Source organism: Pontibacter burrus (genome assembly GCF_010686685.1).
In the GTDB taxonomy this organism is placed as follows: domain Bacteria; phylum Bacteroidota; class Bacteroidia; order Cytophagales; family Hymenobacteraceae; genus Pontibacter; species Pontibacter burrus.
Map to the genome: position 1 here is coordinate 1 of NZ_JAAGWD010000002.1, position 19775 is coordinate 19775.

At 44.5% G+C, this 19775-nt stretch carries 14 protein-coding genes; 12 read left to right on the forward strand and 2 right to left on the reverse strand.

The features are described from left to right. Positions 1-631: 631 nt before the first annotated feature. From GXP69_RS04715 to GXP69_RS04760, 10 genes are all read left to right on the forward strand, one after another. Positions 632-2626 (forward strand): BatA domain-containing protein, encoded by a 1995-nt coding sequence (locus GXP69_RS04715; RefSeq protein ID WP_163912979.1) that lies wholly within the window; start codon positions 632-634, stop codon positions 2624-2626. Between the two features lie 3 nt (positions 2627-2629). Continuing rightward, positions 2630-3904, forward strand: a complete 1275-nt coding sequence (locus GXP69_RS04720) for a dihydroorotase (protein WP_163912981.1) — start codon at positions 2630-2632, stop codon at positions 3902-3904. 66 nt (positions 3905-3970) lie between these two features. Further along, positions 3971-4480, forward strand: a complete 510-nt coding sequence (locus GXP69_RS04725) for a DUF4199 domain-containing protein (RefSeq protein ID WP_163912982.1) — start codon at positions 3971-3973, stop codon at positions 4478-4480. 23 nt (positions 4481-4503) lie between these two features. Further along, positions 4504-5022 carry a DUF4199 domain-containing protein gene (locus GXP69_RS04730; RefSeq protein ID WP_163912984.1) on the forward strand — a complete coding sequence of 173 codons (519 nt, stop codon included), beginning with the start codon at positions 4504-4506 and terminating at the stop codon, positions 5020-5022. A 3-nt stretch (positions 5023-5025) separates the two neighbouring features. Continuing rightward, complete coding sequence (locus tag GXP69_RS04735; RefSeq protein ID WP_163912986.1) at positions 5026-6000, forward strand: glycosyltransferase family 2 protein; 975 nt, start codon at positions 5026-5028, stop codon at positions 5998-6000. Next, positions 6000-7142, forward strand: coding sequence for a glycosyltransferase (locus GXP69_RS04740; RefSeq protein ID WP_163912988.1), 1143 nt, complete (start codon positions 6000-6002; stop codon positions 7140-7142). The genes GXP69_RS04735 and GXP69_RS04740 overlap by 1 nt, the downstream gene beginning before the upstream one ends. Before the next feature lie 156 nt (positions 7143-7298). Then, the gene (locus GXP69_RS04745; protein WP_163912990.1) at positions 7299-8030 is read left to right on the forward strand and encodes a hypothetical protein; all 732 of its coding nucleotides are present in this window, start codon (positions 7299-7301) and stop codon (positions 8028-8030) included. Between the two features lie 58 nt (positions 8031-8088). Then, positions 8089-10866 carry a TonB-dependent receptor gene (locus tag GXP69_RS04750; protein WP_163912992.1) on the forward strand — a complete coding sequence of 926 codons (2778 nt, stop codon included), beginning with the start codon at positions 8089-8091 and terminating at the stop codon, positions 10864-10866. A 4-nt stretch (positions 10867-10870) separates the two neighbouring features. Further along, complete coding sequence (locus GXP69_RS04755; RefSeq protein ID WP_163912994.1) at positions 10871-12019, forward strand: DUF4249 domain-containing protein; 1149 nt, start codon at positions 10871-10873, stop codon at positions 12017-12019. 30 nt (positions 12020-12049) lie between these two features. Next, positions 12050-14482 (forward strand): hypothetical protein, encoded by a 2433-nt coding sequence (locus GXP69_RS04760; protein WP_163912996.1) that lies wholly within the window; start codon positions 12050-12052, stop codon positions 14480-14482. Between the two features lie 232 nt (positions 14483-14714). On the opposite strand, the gene GXP69_RS04765 is transcribed toward GXP69_RS04760, so the two are convergent. Next, complete coding sequence (locus GXP69_RS04765; protein WP_163912998.1) at positions 14715-15170, reverse strand: DoxX family protein; 456 nt, start codon at positions 15168-15170, stop codon at positions 14715-14717. A gap of 234 nt (positions 15171-15404) precedes the next feature. Here GXP69_RS04765 and GXP69_RS04770 point away from each other — a divergent pair, with 234 nt between their 5' ends. After that, on the forward strand, positions 15405-16034 hold the full coding sequence (locus GXP69_RS04770; protein WP_163913000.1) for a hypothetical protein: 630 nt from the start codon (positions 15405-15407) through the stop codon (positions 16032-16034). A gap of 74 nt (positions 16035-16108) precedes the next feature. On the opposite strand, the gene purB is transcribed toward GXP69_RS04770, so the two are convergent. Beyond that, positions 16109-17461, reverse strand: coding sequence for an adenylosuccinate lyase (gene purB / locus GXP69_RS04775; RefSeq protein WP_163913002.1), 1353 nt, complete (start codon positions 17459-17461; stop codon positions 16109-16111). 270 nt (positions 17462-17731) lie between these two features. Here purB and GXP69_RS04780 point away from each other — a divergent pair, with 270 nt between their 5' ends. Then, positions 17732-19711 carry a biosynthetic peptidoglycan transglycosylase gene (locus GXP69_RS04780; RefSeq protein ID WP_204281927.1) on the forward strand — a complete coding sequence of 660 codons (1980 nt, stop codon included), beginning with the start codon at positions 17732-17734 and terminating at the stop codon, positions 19709-19711. Positions 19712-19775: the final 64 nt, after the last annotated feature.

The following is a 19775-nucleotide window of genomic DNA, read 5'->3' on the forward strand; positions in this document are numbered from 1 at the left end:
CCCCCACCCAGCAACAACAGCTGCCGAACCAAAGCCAGCGGAAGGGGATGGACTAAGAGCAGGAAAGCTTGCCGAGATCACTGTAAAGGGAGGACATGGGACACCTCCGCAGTGTTACTAGAAATTAAAGTAAGCATCAGTAACATCACCTACTGTAAATTATTTATACCTAAAATTATAGTACCATCTACTGCTTGATCAAGAAAAGGCTTTACTATAGCTAGATTAAGGCTTGACTCTTGGTACATTTAGTTTATTCTTCAAAAGTTCTTTCTAAACCTTATTATTCACTTGATGTGTGAAGTTTGCTACGTGCTCATTATAATTTTCTACATCATCTATTATAAACTCTGAATTTCTAATTTGGTATGTCCCATATCTAACTTATTGCTTTGGATTCTAGAGCTATTTTATTTCGAACTATAGATCATATCCACCTAGCCCCATTTTCACCTTAGCTTTAAGCTATAGATGCTTTTAAAATCTACTTTTTTGTATGCCTTTTAGCGCGCTATAGTTTGTAGGATGTTCTGACACATTTATAGCAGGTAACATCATTTTTGGATGAGTGTGCGTAATAGGTTGAATACTTTGCCGTTGTTTATTTGGCTATTCCTTTCTAACTTGTTGTATGTCATTTCTGTACCCATCATTTTTGCTGGCGCTTCTGGCTACTGCTATACCTGTAATACTTCACCTTGTGCAGTTACGCAGAGCTAAAAGAGTACAGTTCAGTAATGTACGGTTTATACAAGCCTCTCAGGAAGTGACTGCAAGCCAACGGAAGTTAAAGCAACTGCTTATACTTTTGTGTCGTATTTTGTTTTTGATTTTTCTTGTGCTGGCTTTTGCTCAGCCTTTCATTCCTGGCAGTGTTACAAATCAGGCTTCAGATAATGAAGTAACTATAATTGTAGATAATTCCTATAGTATGCAAAATCTTCATGCCGATCAGGATTTGTCCTTGTTAGCTTATACTATAGATAAAGCCCGATCTGTTATAGGAATGTTCCCTCCGGCTACTGTTTACAATGTACTTGACAATAGCAGTTACACTAGTAATCGTTTTGCGTCGGCAGCAGACGCGGCAGATAATTTAAATCACCTTGATTTTAAGGCGAGTTCATCGGGAAGTCTTCGTGGTGCTGGAGCCGGTCATTTTTTCTGGTTTTCAGATTTTCAGAAAAATCAGTTCAACCCCTCCGATATTAATACGCTTCCTGAGAAAGCGCAGCTTCATCTTATACCAATAGCATCTGCAGGCACATCGAATATCTTTATAGATACTGTATACCTGGAGGATGCTTTTGTAAGGAGCGGTTCAGAGAGCGTCCTGCATGCCCAGATATACAATTCGGGCAGAGAAGTTGCTGAAGATGTACCGGTTAAATTACTGATCAATAGCCAGCAGGTTGCAGCCATGAGCCTTGACTTGCAACCACAGCAGGCTACCACAGCAACTATAAAGTTTAGAGTGGGGACAGGCGATCTTAATTTGGCAGCGTTAGTAGTAGAAGATTATCCTGTTGAGTTTGACAACACCTATTACTTTACACTTACTCCATCGCGTGGGGTAAGGATTGTAGAGATAGCGGACAAGGATGTTGTAGATTTAAAGGAACTGTATGAAAAAGAGCCCCTGTTCAAGTATACACGTTTCAATCCGGAGAATGTAGATTATGCATTAGTAGGTAATTCTGATGTGTTGTTATTGAATGGTTTGCGTGAGTTTAATTCAGGGCTGGCAACTACTGCAACAAATTTTGTAAAGGATGGCGGTACGGTTATAGTTGTACCTGCTCCCGGCACTGAGATGAATGGCTATGATATTTTCTTTAATCAGGTAACTATAGCCGCCCGAACAGTGAATCCTGCTGCCAGCAACAAAACAGAGCTGTTAGCTCCTGCTTCAGATAATCCTTTCTTTAGTGGCATTTTTGCAACATATGATAAAAAAATGCAGATGCCGTCAGCAGCCAGAACTTTACAGTGGGCTAGGGCATCTGATGATATTTTGAAGTATAGAGGTAATAGCCCTTTTTTATCCAGGTTCGAGCGCGGTAAAGGCCAGGTATATCTTATGGCCGCACCATTGCAGGAAGATTACACAACACTGGTTAATCATGCGCTTTTGTTACCCCTGATGTATAAAATGGCAATTACGGGTTATAGGCAGGAGCATCCGCTGGCGTACACGTTAACTACAGAAACGGTTCGGGTACCAGTAGCGCAAACCACAAAAGGAGAAGGAATTTATAAGCTGCAGAAAGACAGTGTAATTTATATTCCGGAGCAGCAGATCAGAGGCGGCAGCCTGTATTTCACGATTCCGCCTGATATGAGTGAAGCAGGTATCTATAGTTTAACCTTGCAGGAAAAACCTGTTAGCTCTATTGCGTTTAACTATGATAACCGAGAGTCGTACCTCGAACAATATACTCCCGAAGAGCTCAGAAGTATGATAGGGAATGACCTGCCAAATGTGCATGTGTACGACTATGGAGATGCCTTCTCGGTAAAGAATGAGTTCGAAAAAAAATATTTTGGAGTGAAGCTTTGGAAATATTGCCTAATATTGTGTCTGTTTTTCCTGATGGCCGAAATAGCCCTTATTAGATTTCTCTGACACATGAACGTTTTCCTGAGAGCCGCTACCATCTACCACCCAACATCTGAATATCATCTGCAGAAGCAGAACATCCTAATTGAGGAAGGCAGAATTTCATACATAGGTACTGATGAAAAAGAAGCCGACACAACTATAGAAGCCGACGATTTGTGGGTTTCAGCAGGTTGGCTCGATCTATTTGCTCTTGGTGGCGAGCCAGGCCTGGAGCACAAAGAAGATCTGCAAAGCTTAGCAGCCGCAGCCGCAGCAGGTGGATTCACTGAAATCGTTTGCCTGCCAAATTTAGATCCTGTAGTTCAAACAAAAAGTGCTGTAAACTATATCAGGAGCAGATCGCAACAACTCCCGGTAACCATACATCCTGCCGGGGCTATTACTACCGACACGGAAGGTAAGGAGCTGACCGAGATGATTGACCTGGAACATGCTGGTGCCGTTGCGTTTACCGATGGAATTCATCCGGTTCAGGGAGCGGAAGTGATGGTAAAAGCATTACAATACCTGCAATTGTTCGACGGGTTGTTGATGAACCGGGCTGAAAATACAAGGCTTACCGCTTTCGGGCAGATGCATGAAGGCATAGCCAGCACTATGTTGGGCATGAAGGGAATACCTGCCTTAGCTGAAGAAACTATAGTTGCCCGTGATCTGCAGCTGCTTGCTTATACAGGCGGCAAACTGCATTTCTCGCTGGTTTCTACAAAAGCTGCCATCGAAAGCATACGCAAAGCTAAAGCCGATGGCCTGCAGGTAACCTGCGATGTTGCCAGTTACCAGGCCGCTTTCACTGACGAAACGATTGCTCCTTTCGATACCAACTATAAAGTTAACCCACCTTTCCGCAGTGCTGCCGATGCCGATGCCATAAAGCAGGGCTTAGCTGATGGAACGATAGATGCGATCGTGTCCGGACATCAGCCGCACGACACCGAATCTAAGAAACTGGAATTTGACCTGGCCGAGTTTGGCATCATTAACCTGGAAACAGCATTTGCAGTAGCCAACCAGACGCTTACAGATGTGGTGCCATTAGAGACTCTTCTCGAAAAGCTAACTATAGCCCCGCGCAGAATTCTGCAATTGCCACAACCAGAGCTAACTATAGGCAAGGAAGCCAACCTTACTATTTTTGATCCGAAGCAAACCTGGATATATGAGGAGAGCACTTCGCGCTCTAAAGGTGTGAACAGTCCGTTCTTTGGGAAAGAGCTAACCGGCAAAGTGATCGGAATAATTCACAAGGGACAGCTAGTGTTACATCAATCAATTTCATAAATTTATACCTATATTCAATTTCAGAATAGCTCAGATAAATAACGAGCTATCGTACATCCATTATTCATGTTTAATCAGGCAATTACAAGAGTGGGCATACGCTACGGCGTAACAGGCGGGTTAGTATGCTTTGCTATTATGTTGCTGCTATACCTGTTGGGGCTAAACCCCTTCGGAGACTATGGCCGCTATAGTTTCATTCCTATTCCTTTTGCTATCTTCTGGGGCATCAGGTACTATAAAAAGTTTATCGATACCGAGCTTGGCTTTGCACGCGGTATGCGCGTAGGCTTATCGGTTACATTCTATACAGCGCTATCGGCCTCTATGCTGGTGTTTATATTGGCCTATTTTGCTGGCCCGGAACTGATTCAGCAACATGTGAATGAAATGAAGGCACTTCTGGAGCAAACCCGTGAGGAGCAGATAAAGATTTTAGGTGAGCGCATGTATGAGCAGGGCTACGAAGCATTGGATTCTATAACGCCATCGATGCTGGCAGCAGATGATTTTGTGAAGCGGTTTTTTGGAGGGTTAATATTTGCGCTGGTGGCAGCCGTATTTTATCGTAAGTAACACAAACCTTAACAACTATAACCATGACCGAAACACAACCTTCCGTTACATCATCCGCAATAAAGTATGGCCTGATCTCAGCCCTGATCGGTATAGTTTATATGCTAATACTTTATGTAACAGATAAAGGTGATAACATTGCCCTGAGCTCTGTCATTTATATAATCATCATTCTGGGCATTTACCTGGGCATGAAGGAATACAAGAGTATAAACAATGGCTACATGTCGTATGGGCAGGGCTTAGGAATCGGATCTATAGTTTCAGTTGTATTTGGCTTGCTGTTAGGAGCCGCTACCTGGGTTTATACCACCTTTATTGATTCAGGCTATACGCAGCGTGTATTAGAAAGACAGCGTGAGAAGTTTCTGGACAGTGGCATGACAGATGAGCAGATAGACCGTATTATGGCCTCGGCTGAAGCTGCCCAAGGACCATTAATGGCAATTTTAGGATCTGCATTACTCTATTTAATAGTAGGTTTTCTATTATCTTTGATCATCTCTGCCATAGTAAAGAATAACAGGCCGGAGTTTGAATAAAAGATGCAATACCCATATGATATTTCGGTAGTAGTTCCGCTCTTTAACGAGGAAGAATCGCTGCCAGAACTCGTGCGCTGGATCCGACGTGTGATGCATGCGCACGAGTTTTCTTATGAAATTATACTTGTTGATGACGGCAGCACAGACCGCTCCTGGGAAGTGATTCAGGATTTGAGCGCTGAAGACAACACCATTAAAGGCATCAGCTTTAACCGCAACTATGGCAAGTCGGCAGCGCTGCACATGGGCTTTCAGCGTTGCGCCGGCGAAGTGGTTATCACCATGGATGCCGACCTGCAGGACAGCCCGGATGAAATTCCAGCCCTGTACGACATGATCAAACACCAGAAATACGACCTTGTGAGCGGCTGGAAGCAAAAGCGCTTTGACCCGCTGAGCAAAACCATTCCTACCAAGCTTTTTAATGCAGCCACGCGCAAATTGTCGGGCATCAAGCTTCACGATTTTAACTGTGGTCTGAAAGCCTACCGTCAGCTGGTAGTGAAGACCATTGAAGTGCACGGCGAAATGCACCGCTATATACCTGTTATTGCTAAATGGAACGGCTTTACCCGAATTGGTGAGAAAGTAGTTAAGCACCAGGAGCGGAAGTATGGCACCACCAAATTTGGCCTGGAGCGCTTTGTATACGGTTTCCTGGATCTGCTTTCGATTACCTTTGTAAGCCGCTTTAAAAAGCGCCCGATGCACTTTTTTGGTACCCTGGGTACTTTAATGTTTACGGCGGGTTTAGGCATCACTATCTGGCTGATTGTGCAAAAGCTGTTCAGGTTATATTCTGATGGCCGTGTACGCGATATTGTAGACCAACCCTTATTCTTCCTCGCACTGGTAACTGTTATATTGGGTGTGCAGCTTTTTCTGGCGGGTTTCCTGGCCGAAATGATCTCCATGACATCCAGTAGAAAGAATGAGTACCTGGTGCGCGACCATATAGGAGCGGTTAAAGCGTAATGTCGCGCCGTGTAGTTATAGTTGGCCCGGCACATCCGCTGCGCGGAGGAGGCATGGCTACGTTTAATGAGCGGCTGGCACAGGCATTTCAGGAGAACGGCGATGATGTGGAGATCGTAACGTTCAGTTTGCAGTATCCATCATTCCTTTTTCCGGGCAAAAGCCAGTATTCTGATGAACCGGCTCCAGAGGGCCTCCGCATCAAAGTACTGATCAACTCTATCAACCCAATCAGCTGGCTAAGAGCCGGCAACTATATCCGCAGGCAAAAACCGGATCTGGTTATTTTCAGGTACTGGCTTCCGTTTATGGGGCCTGCCTTAGGAACTATAGCCCGCATTATCCGGAAAAACAACTATAGCCGCATACTGGCTATAACCGATAATGTGGTGCCGCACGAGAAGCGCCCCGGCGATGTGCCCTTTACAAAATACTTTCTGCGCGCCTGCCACGGTTTTATTACCATGTCCCGGTCAGTGCAGCAGGATTTGCAACACTTTGAGCCGGACAAGCCCAATCTGTACTTACCGCATCCGCTTTACGACAACTTCGGAACTATAGAATCCAAAGCGGAAGCCTGTGCAGCCCTGGGACTCGATCCAGACTATAACTACCTGCTGTTTTTCGGCTTCATCAGGGCATATAAAGGGTTGGATTTGCTCCTGCAGGCGATGGCTGATGCGCGGATAAAATCTGAAAGAAACTTAAAGCTTATAGTTGCCGGCGAGTTTTACGAAGATGCTGCGCCATACCAAAAACTGATACAGGAACTGCAGCTGCAGGAGCAGTTAATTCTCCGTACCGATTTTATACCTAATGCTGCAGTACGCCACTACTTCTGCGCTGCCGACCTTATTGTGCAGCCCTATAAGCACGCCACACAAAGCGGCGTAACACAGGTTGCTTATCATTTTAACAAGCCGATGGTGGTAACAAATGTAGGTGGTCTGGCTGAGCTGGTGCCCGACGGAGAGGTGGGTTTTGTAGTTCCTCCTCAACCTCAAACTATAGTTGATGCCATTGTTAACTTTTATAGTATGGGTAAAGCACCACAGTTTGAACAAAATATTCAGGAGTATAAAAAGCGCTTTAGTTGGTCTGGTTTTACAGAACAGATCTATAATTTGGCAGAAAAGAAGTAATATTTTTTTCTGTCAGTACATCTTTCTAAGTTAAGAGGCTGTTTTTCTAATGCTGAAGTGTAGGTAGATGTAAATTTTATACTACAATGAGTTGATATAATACTCAAAAAGCCTATATTTATACTTTATAATATTAATGCCACCTTTTAGCCATTTATGTTAAAGTATTCCCTGCCTATTGGTGCTATAGTAGTATTAAGTTTTCTGCCAACTATACTTAAAGCCCAATCAAAACAAACTGATGTAGATTTTCTACAACAATCAACCGCCAGTGCTATAAAGTCTTACCACGATCTGGTGAGTGTGCAGAAGCATTTATACACAGGTACAGAGTATGCTGTAGTTAAAAAGAACTACGTAAAAGGTCACCAATTCTTCCTGGACGAATTACCCCAACAAGGCAGTATTCTGTACGATGGTGCATGGTTTGAGAATGTGCCCCTGCAATTTGATTTAGCGATGGACGAAGTAGTTGCTATACAGGGCGGGAATATGTACAAAGTAAAGCTGGTTAAGCAGAAGATAAAGGCATTTAATATAGGAGGGTACGCTTTTACACATATCAAGCACGACAGCACAGGCACTATAGCACCTGGCTTTTATAATGTGCTGTTTGATGGAAAAGCCAGTTTCCTGGCCAAACGCGCCAAAGTGCTTCAGGAGAAAGCCACTACTACAGGAATGGAAGGCGAATACCGGTTTATTGATAAATATTATATCTACAAAGACGGCGCTTATCACCAGGTAAAGAGTAAGGGATCTGTACTTCGGGTTTTCCGCGAAGATAAAAAGCAGTTGAGCAAATTCCTGCGCGATAACAACATCAAATTCAGTGGAAACCGCGAGGATGCCATCCTAAGTATTGTGCAGCACTACGAGTCGCTCTAATACTAATCCTACATTAATCCCTCATCGCTTTTTTCATAAACAGTTGCCAGAGTAACCCATGCAGCACATTTATAAAAGAACCTTATTCCTTCTCCTGTTTCTAACCGGTGTTTTAACATCAGGTTTTGCTCAACAGAGCAGTGAGCCACGCATCACAGGAAACTACACTAATACAAATTTTCAGAGCTTCATTAAAAGCCTGGAATCCCAGACAAACTATAGATTTTACTTCGACCCTGCAGCGGTAGATACCCTGCTGGTGAACATGCAGGTGAACAACCAGCCACTTGGCGATGTACTGAAGCAGGCTTTGGAGGGAACCAAACTGCACGCTGCTATCAGCACACAGCAGCAGGTATTCATTACCAGCGAAAGACCAATCCTTACCAGCCTGCCGGATGCTTACTTTAATAACGAAAACACCGCAGTAGTAAAACAAACAGAGCAGCTGGCAGAAATTTACATGCCAAGCCAGGAGGAACGTAAGCCTTCGCGCTCTGAGCTTAAACTGCACGAAATTGGAGTGCCGGGCAATAACAAAACAGGTAAAGCAAACCTGGCTGGAACCATACGCGATGCCAGAACAGGAGAAGTCATTATTGGAGCCTTTGTTTACATTGAGTCGCCTTCTATCGGAACTGCCTCTGACCAGTATGGATATTATTCCTTAACGCTGCCTGCAGGGCGCCACGAACTTAAAGTGAAGGGGATAGGCCTGAAGAACGGGCGCCGCCAGATTATGCTGCACAGTGACGGACGTCTGGATATAGAGATGGAGGAAGAGGTTCGTACGCTGAAAGAAGTGGTAGTAGAGGCCGAGAAAGATCGCAATGTTTCGGGCCTGCAAATGGGTATGGAGCGCCTTGATATAAGAACGATAAGACAAGTGCCTACCCCCTTTGGTGAAACCGATATTTTACGTGTAGTACTTACTTTGCCAGGCGTTAAATCGGTAGGTGAGGGTAGCACAGGTATGAACGTACGTGGGGGCTCCACAGACCAGAACCTGATCCTTTTGAACGATGCAGTGGTATATAACCCGTCGCACTTATTTGGTTTCTTCTCAGCGTTTAACCCGGATGCCCTTAAGTCGGTGGAACTATATAAAAGTGCCGTTCCTGCCAAATATGGCGGACGCTTGTCGTCGGTGCTGGAAGTAACAACCCGCGAAGGAAACAAAAAACAGCTTGCAGGCTCAGGGGGTATCGGTCTTTTAACCAGCCGTTTTACACTGGAAGGACCAATTATTAAGGACAAAAGCTCCTTCCTAGTTGGCGGACGTACTACCTACTCCGACTGGATCCTTAAAAAGCTGCCAAGCAAATCGTTTAAAAAGAGTGAGGCGTCGTTCTATGATGTAAACGCGCATATCAGCCACGAAATCGATAGTAAAAACAACCTTTACTTTACAGGTTACCTGAGCAAAGACCGGTTTAAGTTAGCTGGCGATACGCTTTACCGTTATAACAATCAGAATGCAAGTATTAAATGGAAGCATAACTTCCATAACAAACTATACAGTGTTGTTACAGGTACTTACAGCCACTATAGTTATGATATCTCGAATGAGGAAAACGAGGTAAACGCTGCAACTATGAAGTTCGGCCTGAACCAGGCGAGCGCGCAGCTAGACTTTAACTACTTCCCTAACTCCAATCATACCCTCGACTTTGGAGTTAGCTCGATCATGTACGAGGTTAACCCAGGAACGCTTACTGGTAACAGCACCGAATCGCTTATCAAAGAAGATAAGTTACAAACAGAAAAAGCAGTAGAAACAGCATTCTTTATATCTGATAAAATAGATGTAAGCCAGCGGCTTTCGCTATCTGTGGGTCTGCGCTATTCTATATTTAATGCATTAGGGCCAAGAGAAGTATTTTCTTACACGCCAGGTGTTCCTAAAACTATAAATACCATCACCGATACACTGACACATGGCTCAGGCCCAATTGCGACGTATCATGGCCCTGAGTTCAGGTTCTCTGCAAGGTTCGGGCTAACAGATAATTCGTCGGTGAAGGCGAGCTATAACAGGCTTCGCCAGTACGTGCACATGCTGTCTAATACGGCATCTATGTCTCCAACCGATACCTGGAAACTGAGTGATGAAAACGTGAAGCCGCAGGTAGGAGACCAGGTAGCACTAGGCTATTACAGAAACCTGAGAGCCAACACTATCGAGTTTTCTGCAGAAGGTTATTATAAGTGGATGAAGGACTTCCTGGACTATAGAAGTGGGGCTTCCATCATTATGAACCACCATATTGAAACAGATGTGGCTAATGCAGAAGGAAAGGCATATGGTGTCGAACTGATGTTGAAGAAGGCATCGGGTAAACTGAATGGCTGGGTTAGTTATACCTATTCGCGGACCCTGGTACGTGTAGATGACGAAACTACATCCGAGATCATCAATAACGGCAACTGGTATCCGAGCAACTTCGATAAGCCACATGACTTTACCCTGATCGGTAACTATAGATTTAGCCAGCGCTTCAGTACATCGCTTAACTTTACTTATAACACGGGCAGGCCGATTACACTACCACTGGCGAAGTATCACGACGGCAACTCATACCGCATTATTTATTCTGACCGAAACGAATACCGCATTCCGGATTACTACCGTGTAGATATGGCCCTGAACATTGAAGGAAACCATAAAGTGAGAAAACTAGCACACAGTTCCTGGACAGTGTCCGTGTATAACCTTACCGGTAGAAAGAATCCTTACTCAGTTTATTTCAAATCAGAGAATGGTAAAATCAGAGGCTATAAGATGTCGATCTTTGGTCAGCCAATTCCAACAGTAACCTACAATTTTAAGTTCTAAGCTAATGAAACCTATCAACTGGAAAAACATACTTGGTTTCCTGATTATGCTGCTTGCCACCGGATGTGTTGAACCATATGCACCGGAAGTAATACAGTCGCCAAATAGCTATTTAGTAGTAAATGGTTTTATTAATGCTAATGGTACTACAACTATAAAACTGCAGCGCACCCAGAATCTGGATGACAATACGCCACCGCCACCAGAAAATGGTGCGATAATGATGGTAGAATCTGAAGATGGCGAAAAGTTTGGGATGGTGCAGCCGGAAAGTGGAGTTTATGTAACTGCCCCGCTTACATTAGACCCTCAGAAAAAGTATCGCCTGTTTATACGCACAAGGACAGGCAAAGAATATGCATCCGAGTTTGTAGAGGTAAAGGAGACACCTGAGATTGATGAAGTTACCTGGAAGCCAGTGGATGATGAACTACGCATCTATGTTTCATCGCACGACCCGAATAACAATACCTGGTACTACCGCTGGGAGTTCGAAAATACATGGCAGTTCCGCTCAGCTTTCTTTACAGCGGTAAAATATGAAAATAACGATGTTGTTTATCGCGAAGAGGGCGACCCGCAGATCTATATTTGCTGGAAGTCTGAGAAATCCACAACTATAGAAGTAGCAACTTCCAAGCAGCTTACGTCAGATGTGATGAGCAATTATAATGTGTATACAATCCCATATAATTCTGAGAAAATCTCTCATCGGTACAGTATACTTGTAAAACAGTTTGCTATTACCCGCGAAGCGTATGATTACCTGCAGTTACTAAAGAAAAACTCTGAAAATATAGGGACGCTTTTTGATCCGCTACCATCTCAGCTTACTGGTAACATTAAATCCCTATCTGATCCGAACGAGCCGGTTATCGGCTATATAGGAGCAACTACAGAACAAACGAAGCGCATCTTTATCGATATCAGAGAGTTGCCTAGGGAGTGGAAGCTCTTTAACGCAAGCTGCGATTTAGATACACTCTTTTTGGCAACACGAAATATCAAAGAAGCATTTGGTTCGGGAAAATTAGTGCCGGTAGACCCGCTTTATAAAGGAAGCCCTAATCCTTACGCATATACTTTCGCCCCAATACACTGCGTGGATTGCCGCGAAACAGGTACAAACGTGAAACCTGACTTTTGGAAATAGATGCTTAACCTTAACAATAGAAAAAAGGTGTTGAAGAACAAGTATATAGCTACAAAGCCTATAGTTAAAGCAGGTATCAGAATTGCTTTTGGACTTTTATTTACTGTAGGAATGGCTGAACAGGCAACCGCCCAAACCAGCTATTTCAGTAATATAAACCGCGATTTAGACCAGTACCGAAGCAAAGCTTTGCAGGAGAAAGTATTCCTGCACCTGGATCGCCCTTCTTATGCCTGTGGTGAAACAATGTGGTTTAAAGTCTACGACGTAGATGGCAGCCTGCACCGCCCGCTGTCCATGAGCAAAGTAGCGTATGTTGAGGTGTTGGATGCAGCCCGCAAACCAGTGTTACAAGCAAAAGTAGCACTGCAGAATGGGAGTGGTAATGGTTCTTTCAGCCTGCCGCTTGAGCTGAAATCAGGTACTTACACGGTGCGGGCTTATACCAACTGGATGAAGAACTATAGCCCGGACTTTTATTTTGAACAGTCTGTAACTATACTTAACACATTCCAGCAACTGCAGCCGCAGGAGGCACAGCAGCCTAAAGGTTATGCCATCCAGTTTTTTCCGGAAGGTGGTAACCTGGTAGCAGGCGTACCAAATAAAGTGGCCTTTAAAGCGATAAGCGAGCAAAATGGTAAGGGCATAACTTTTACAGCGGAACTACACGATAACCGTGGAAATAAAGTAGCAGATTTTGCTCCGCATAAGTTTGGTATGGGGCATTTTACATTTACTCCGGAGCCGGGCAATAAATATGTAGCTGTAGTAAAACTGAACGACAACCGTAGTTTCTCCACACCATTGCCTGATACAGAAGAGCAGGGATATTCATTACTGCTTGAGGATCTGGATGAGCAAAAACTGACTATTACAGTTCATCAGAAGAACTTACCTGGCGACCAGGTATATCTGTTAGGACACTCCCGCCAGATGATCACTTTTTCAGAGTCCACCTTTTTATTGCAGGGGACGGCCAAGTTTGTGATCGATAAAAAAAAACTGGCAGATGGTATTACGCATTTTACGCTATTCAGCTCCCAGCAACAACCTGTTAGCCAGCGCCTCTACTTTAAGTCGCCCGAAAACGTACTTGATCTAAAGCTTGTTACCAATCAGCATCAGTACAACACCCGCGACAAGGTAACGCTTGATATACTGGCCCAGGCTCCCGGCAACGAAGCAATGGCTAATCTGTCTATGGCAGTATACAAACTAGACTCTTTGCAGGCAGCCCCAACTATAAGTATAAACAGTTATATGTGGCTAACCTCTGACCTGAAAGGAACTATAGAAGAACCTGCGTACTATTTTTCTGCAGTTGGTGCATCAGATAAACAGGCCATGGATAACCTGATGCTAACGCATGGCTGGAGCCGCTTTACATGGAAAGACATTTTAGGTAAAGAACCTGCTCCATTAGCCTATGTACCGGAGTATAATGGGCACCTGCTTACAGGTAAAGTAACCTATAAGTCAACCGGTGAAGCTGCTCCGGGCGTACTTACCTACCTTGCTTCGCCAGGCAGTAATGTGCGTTTCTATAGTTCTACAAGTGCCGCTGATGGCTCGATCTTTTTTGAGTTAAAAGACTTTGCAGGGCCTAAAGATGTTTACGTTCAATCCGATTTTTCGAAGGACAGCGTGTATCATTTTCAGCTGTTTAATACGTTCTCCGAAAAATATTCTGACAGAAAGTTGCCGGAGTTTAACATCTTACCATCTGCCAGCCAGGATCTGACGCAACGCCATATACAATTACAGGCCCGTCACGCTTATTTTGGCAACATAATTAACAAGGTAACAGCGGTTGGCATAGATAGTATTCCTTTTTACGGGCAGGCACCAGAACAGTATAAATTAGACGATTACAAGCGTTTTCAGGTGATGGAGGAAGTGTTACGCGAATACGTGACCGGCGTACTGGTACGTAAGCGCAGAGGCAAGTTCCACTTCATGGTATTAGATCGTCCGAACAGAAGCACATTCCAGAATAACCCTATGGTGTTGCTGGATGGAGTGCCCGTATTCGACCTGGACAAGATGATGGCATTTGATCCGCTGAAAATTAAAAAAGTAGATGCATTTACCACAAAGTTCTATACCGGAGCACAGATGTATGAAGGTCTGGTAAGCTTTACAACCTATTCTGGGGATATGGCAGGCTTTGAGGTAGATCCACGTGCGTTGCTACAGTCTTACGAAGGGCTGCAATTATACCGTGAGTTTTATGCCCCAACCTACGAAACAGCAGAGCAGAAAAGCAGTACGCTCGCTGATTTTCGCAACCTGCTCCATTGGGCACCAGAACTTAAAGTACAAACAGGTAACAGATCAGAGGCCAGCTTTTACACCTCTGATGAGGCCGGCACTTACCTGGTAGTTTTACAGGGAGTAACTGAAAACGGAGCCGCTGGAAGTAAAACATATACTTTTAAGGTAACTCCACAATTGCCATAGTTACCGGGTTCGTAAGTTCAGACTTATAGAAAAGGCAGCAATAACTGCACTTTTAATGCAGCAGGTCCAACACCTGCTGCATTCCTTTTTTAATACCTGGTAGGTTTGGAAGTACGGCTTTGCTCGTTTCTATAGTTGCCTATAGTCTTTGGTATAAATGGAGGCTTTACCAGCAACCAATCTGAAGAAGTCTGTACAATTTTAGGGTTGGTGCAAACTATAGTTGCTATAATTAATAGGGATGATAGGTACTTCGCTTTTTAACACCGTGTAATGTAAACTTGTAGATGGGGCAGCAGGCCAGTAAAAGCGCTGCTGCAAGAACTACAAACAAACTATAGTTCAGAGGGATTTTGGGTCCTTGGGATAGAAGCATCAGTGCAGCAGTTACAAAGGTGTATGCCGCTGTACCTATCGCAGCCCATCTCACTTTCAGGCCGAACAAAAGCATCAGCGCCAGCATTAATTCAATCAACGTAGATACTGTCCCGGCTTTCTCAGCCAAACCCCCGGACAGATATGGTAGTAGTTTTGCAACGTAATCAATGTATGCGTCCCAATCACCCCACAATACACCTGCAGTGCCAGGTTCACCCCAATACCCCAACTTATCTGCAACAGCAGCCAGCATAGTAAATGCTAAGCTGATACGTAAAAGCAGGACTGCGTAAGGTAAATACTTTTCCATAGGCTGCACAAGAAGGAGCCGAACTATACCTGATTTATCTATTAAACGATAAACGGTTTATTTAATATAAAATCGATGCTTGATTTTGAGCTTTCCCCGGCAGGATAGCCCTCTGAAATTAAAGCGGAATTACGGTCGTTATAGTAACATTGTTGTGATTTAATATAGTAATAATATAATATAAATAAGGGCTGGGCGTTGTAGGTTTAATCTAAAATCTAAAACCAAAAAGTTATGAAAACAAAACTTTTAACCGCCACTGTGTTTGCTTTGTGTAGCATGTTCGCTTTTAGTAGCTGCGACTCAGAAGATGATGTTGATCTTGTATTAACTGACGGGAGGTTGTATTTCGAGGCTGAGATGAACGGCAAAATGTTGCTGCTGCCGGAAGGAAAAGATGGCTACGTAAGCAAAGCATTTGTGCAAACAGAAGCTACTACTGCAGGCTGCGCAGAGATACAGCAAGTGCAGCTTGCCAGGAATAATGAGGTCAGGAAATCGATACAAATAGCATTTATAGAACAGCGCACTTCCTGCAAGACAAACTGCGATAAAAGCAAAGCCATGCTGCATACAGGCAACTATAGTTTTGGCCGCCTGAAAACCTACGCTGATGTTCCAATGGCAGATGGTGTTGTGATCAGGTACACAGATATAGATGGCAAAGTATGGAGTACGGATTATGGCACCGCTGACCAGAACAACAGCAGTTTCATGGTAACGGATGTAAACGTAAATACTGCTGATAAGAAATCCCTGATGTTGGTGACTGCCGAGTTTAACTGTACACTGTACGACGAAGCAGGCAGCCAAATACAGATAACCAATGGCAAAGTTGTTAGCCGCAGTATAGTTTGCGAATAGCGTAAACTATAAAAAAGAAAGCCCCTGCAATTACAAGTGCAGGGGCTTTCTTTTTTATAGTTGCTTACTCCTTGTTATACCAGATCTACGCCGGTATACGAGTAAGGAGTAATCTGTTTCAGCTCTGCTTTTATAGTTTCGCTCACCTGCAGGCTATCTATAAAAGTGCCTATAGTTTGTGCCGTGATTTTCTCGTTCTTGCGGGTCAGTGCTTTCAGCGCTTCGTAAGGTTGCGGATAGCCTTCGCGGCGCAGCACGGTTTGTATGCCTTCGGCAACTACAGCCCAGTTCTCTTCCAGGTGGTGCGTAAGGGCCTGCTCGTTCAGTTCCAGTTTACCAATGCCACGCTCCAGCGATTTTAACGCAATAACAATATGCGCCAGTGGCACGCCTACATTGCGCAGTACGGTAGAGTCGGTGAGGTCGCGCTGCAGGCGGGAAATAGGCAGCTTAGCCGAAAGATGTTCTAAAATAGCGTTTGCTATGCCCAGGTTGCCTTCTGCATTCTCAAAGTCGATTGGGTTGACTTTATGCGGCATGGCAGACGAACCTACTTCACCAGCTTTGATCTTCTGTTTGAAATAACCCATCGATACGTATTGCCATACATCGCGTGCAAAATCGATCAGGATGGTATTCAGGCGTTTCAGGCCATCAAAGTAAGCAGCCAGGTTATCGTAGTGTTCTATCTGGGTTGTGTACTGGCTACGGCTTAGGCCAAGACTCTCCTGTACAAACTTATTTCCGAACGCAGGCCAGTCTATAGTTGGGTAAGCTACGTGGTGGGCGTTAAAGTTACCGGTGGCTCCGCCAAATTTAGCAGAGAATGGTACCTGGCGCAGCAACTCTAGCTGTCGTTCAAGGCGCTCAGCAAATACCATAATCTCTTTGCCCAGGCGTGTAGGCGATGCCGGCTGGCCATGCGTGTGAGCCAGCATCGGGATAGCTTTCCACTGTTGTGCCAGTTCCACTAAAGTATTATGCAGGTGCTGGTACATAGGTTGTAACACCAATTCATCAGCTTCTCGCATTGATAATGGGATAGCTGTGTTGTTTACATCCTGCGAAGTGAGCCCGAAATGGATAAACTCTTTATATTCACTTAAGCCCAGTACATCAAACTTATCTTTTATAAAATATTCTACCGCCTTAACATCGTGGTTAGTGGTTTTTTCAGTCTCTTTTATAGTTAGAGCGTCCTGCTCCGTAAACTGCTCGTACATGGCGCGCAGCTGCGGGAACAGGGCTTTATCTACCTGCTGCAGCTGCGGCAGTGGCAGTTCGCACAAGGCTATAAAATATTCTACTTCTACCAGTACGCGGTACCGGATCAAGCCAAATTCCGAAAAGAAACCAGCTAACTCAGCTGTGTTGCGGCGGTAACGGCCATCTACCGGCGATAGGGCAGTAAGCGATGTCAGGTTCATGGGTAGGTACAGTTTTTGTTCAAAGATAATCAGGAAAGGCGTAGCACGCCACTTGCAACACAATTAAAACCGACACTTTCTAGTTTATTAAAATGGGACTATAGAAGTATAAGGCTATAACTATATCTAAAAAAGTGCACGGCCGTATGTGTGGTTAAAACATAAACTACACAAAAAACCGTATCGTTAAGGGTAGCAGAATATCTGTGTACTTATTTTAGATACTGAATCTTATTAGCGTAATTCGCAGCGAATATTTTGGATCAGCGATTGAAGAAAAAGATACTAATTGGGGCCGGCATTTTTGTGTCGTTGCTGCTTGTGCTACTGGTGTTGCTGGTAATTTTCAGGAGCCAGCTGCTTGAAATGACGATCAGTAAAATAGAGGAAAGGATCGAACGACGTTATCCCGTAGATTTTAAGATAGAAGAAGCACGGTTTACAGACCTAAACACGGTTGTGCTGCGCGGCATATCACTGGTTCCGCTGGAGCGTGACACTTTGTTCGTAACCGATAGCGTACACGCCACGGTCAGCCTTAAGTCCATTCTTAAAGGGCGTATCGTATTTAATAAGCTCGAAGTTTCTGACGGCTATCTTACAGCCAAAAAAGACGGAGAGGTGAACAACTTCTCGTTTTTATTCAGATCAGGTGATGCAACCCCTGCAGATACTACCGGAAACAAAGGCCGCAACTATGGCGAGCTGCTGAACAGGGTACTCAAGACTGCTTTCGACAACGTGCCCGACAAAGTGGATTTCCGCAACTTAAACATGTCGTACACCTCACCACACCGCATAGTTGATGTTAAGCTGCCTTTTCTGAAGATGGATGATGGCAGAATAGAGACGCAGCTGACAGTGCAGATGGATAGCATCGAGAATAACATGCTGGTACGCGGAACTATAAACCCTGGCGACTACAACATTTCAGCCAGTATTTTTGCTACCGATACCTCTGGCATACAGGTGCCTTACCTGAAAGAAAAGTTTGGCGGAACTGCCCGGTTTGATACCCTGTACCTGAGCTTGGAAGATAAGACTTACCGTCGCGATCGCCTGACAATAAAAGGGAAGGGGCGAATGAAGAACCTGGTGGTGAACCACCCGAGAATTGCCACCGAAGATGTATATGTAAATGAAGGTGCTGTTGAATATGTGGTAACGCTTGGGCAGAACTATTTCTCGATAGATGAAGGCACGCGGGTTCGGGTAAACAAAGCCATCGCCAATGTTACAGCCAGCTACCAGCCTAAGCCATCCAAGATCATTGACCTGAAAATTGAAACAGAATCGGTACCAGCAAATGATTTCTTCGAGTCACTGCCGCCGGGACTGTTTGAGAACCTGGAAGGCATAAAAGCGCAGGGCGAACTACAGTACAAAATGAGCTTTCATGTAAATTTTGACCAACTGGATAGCCTGAAGTTCAACTCCGACCTGGATGCATCAAAAGACTTTAAGATCCTGCAGTGGGGCAAGACCAATATCGAAAAGATAAAGGGATCATTTGTGCATACAGTATACGAGTATGGCAAGCCGGTACGTACGTTCACTGTTGGGCCGTCTAACCCGTTCTTCGCACCTATCAACCAGATTTCGCCTTATCTGCGCAATGCTATTCTTACTGCCGAAGATGCAGGTTTCTATAGTCATAAAGGTTTTCATGAAGAAGCATTCCGGCAGGCAATTATCAAAAACCTGAAAGAAGGAGAATTTGTGCGTGGGGGAAGTACCATATCGATGCAGTTGGTAAAGAACGTTTTCCTGACGCGCCATAAAACAATAACCCGTAAGGTAGAAGAAGCCATTATTGTCTGGCTGATCGAGAACCTGAATCTGGTTTCGAAGAACCGGATGTTTGAAGTGTACCTCAATATAATTGAGTGGGGACCAAATGTATACGGTGCCAAGGATGCGTCACGCTTCTATTTTGGCAAGCAACCTGATGAACTGAACCTGGCCGAAGCCATCTTCCTGACAAGCATTATCCCAAGCCCGAAACGTTATCGCTCATCTTTCGATAGTTATGGAAACCTGCGCAGCCATAAAGGCTATTATTACAGGCTTATTGGTGGTATTATGCGCCGGCGCGGCCTGATAACGGAAGCAGAATACGAAAACCTGTACCCGAATGTAAAACTATACGGCCGGGCACGCGACCTGATTGTAACAGCCCCGGATACCACTCAGCTGGAAGACGATACTTCGAAGTTTGAACTGGAAACGATAGACCTGCTCGATTTTTAAAAGCAACTATAGCAAACTATAACGGCCCGCAAAACCAGCAGGGCCGTTATAGTTTGCGGCCACA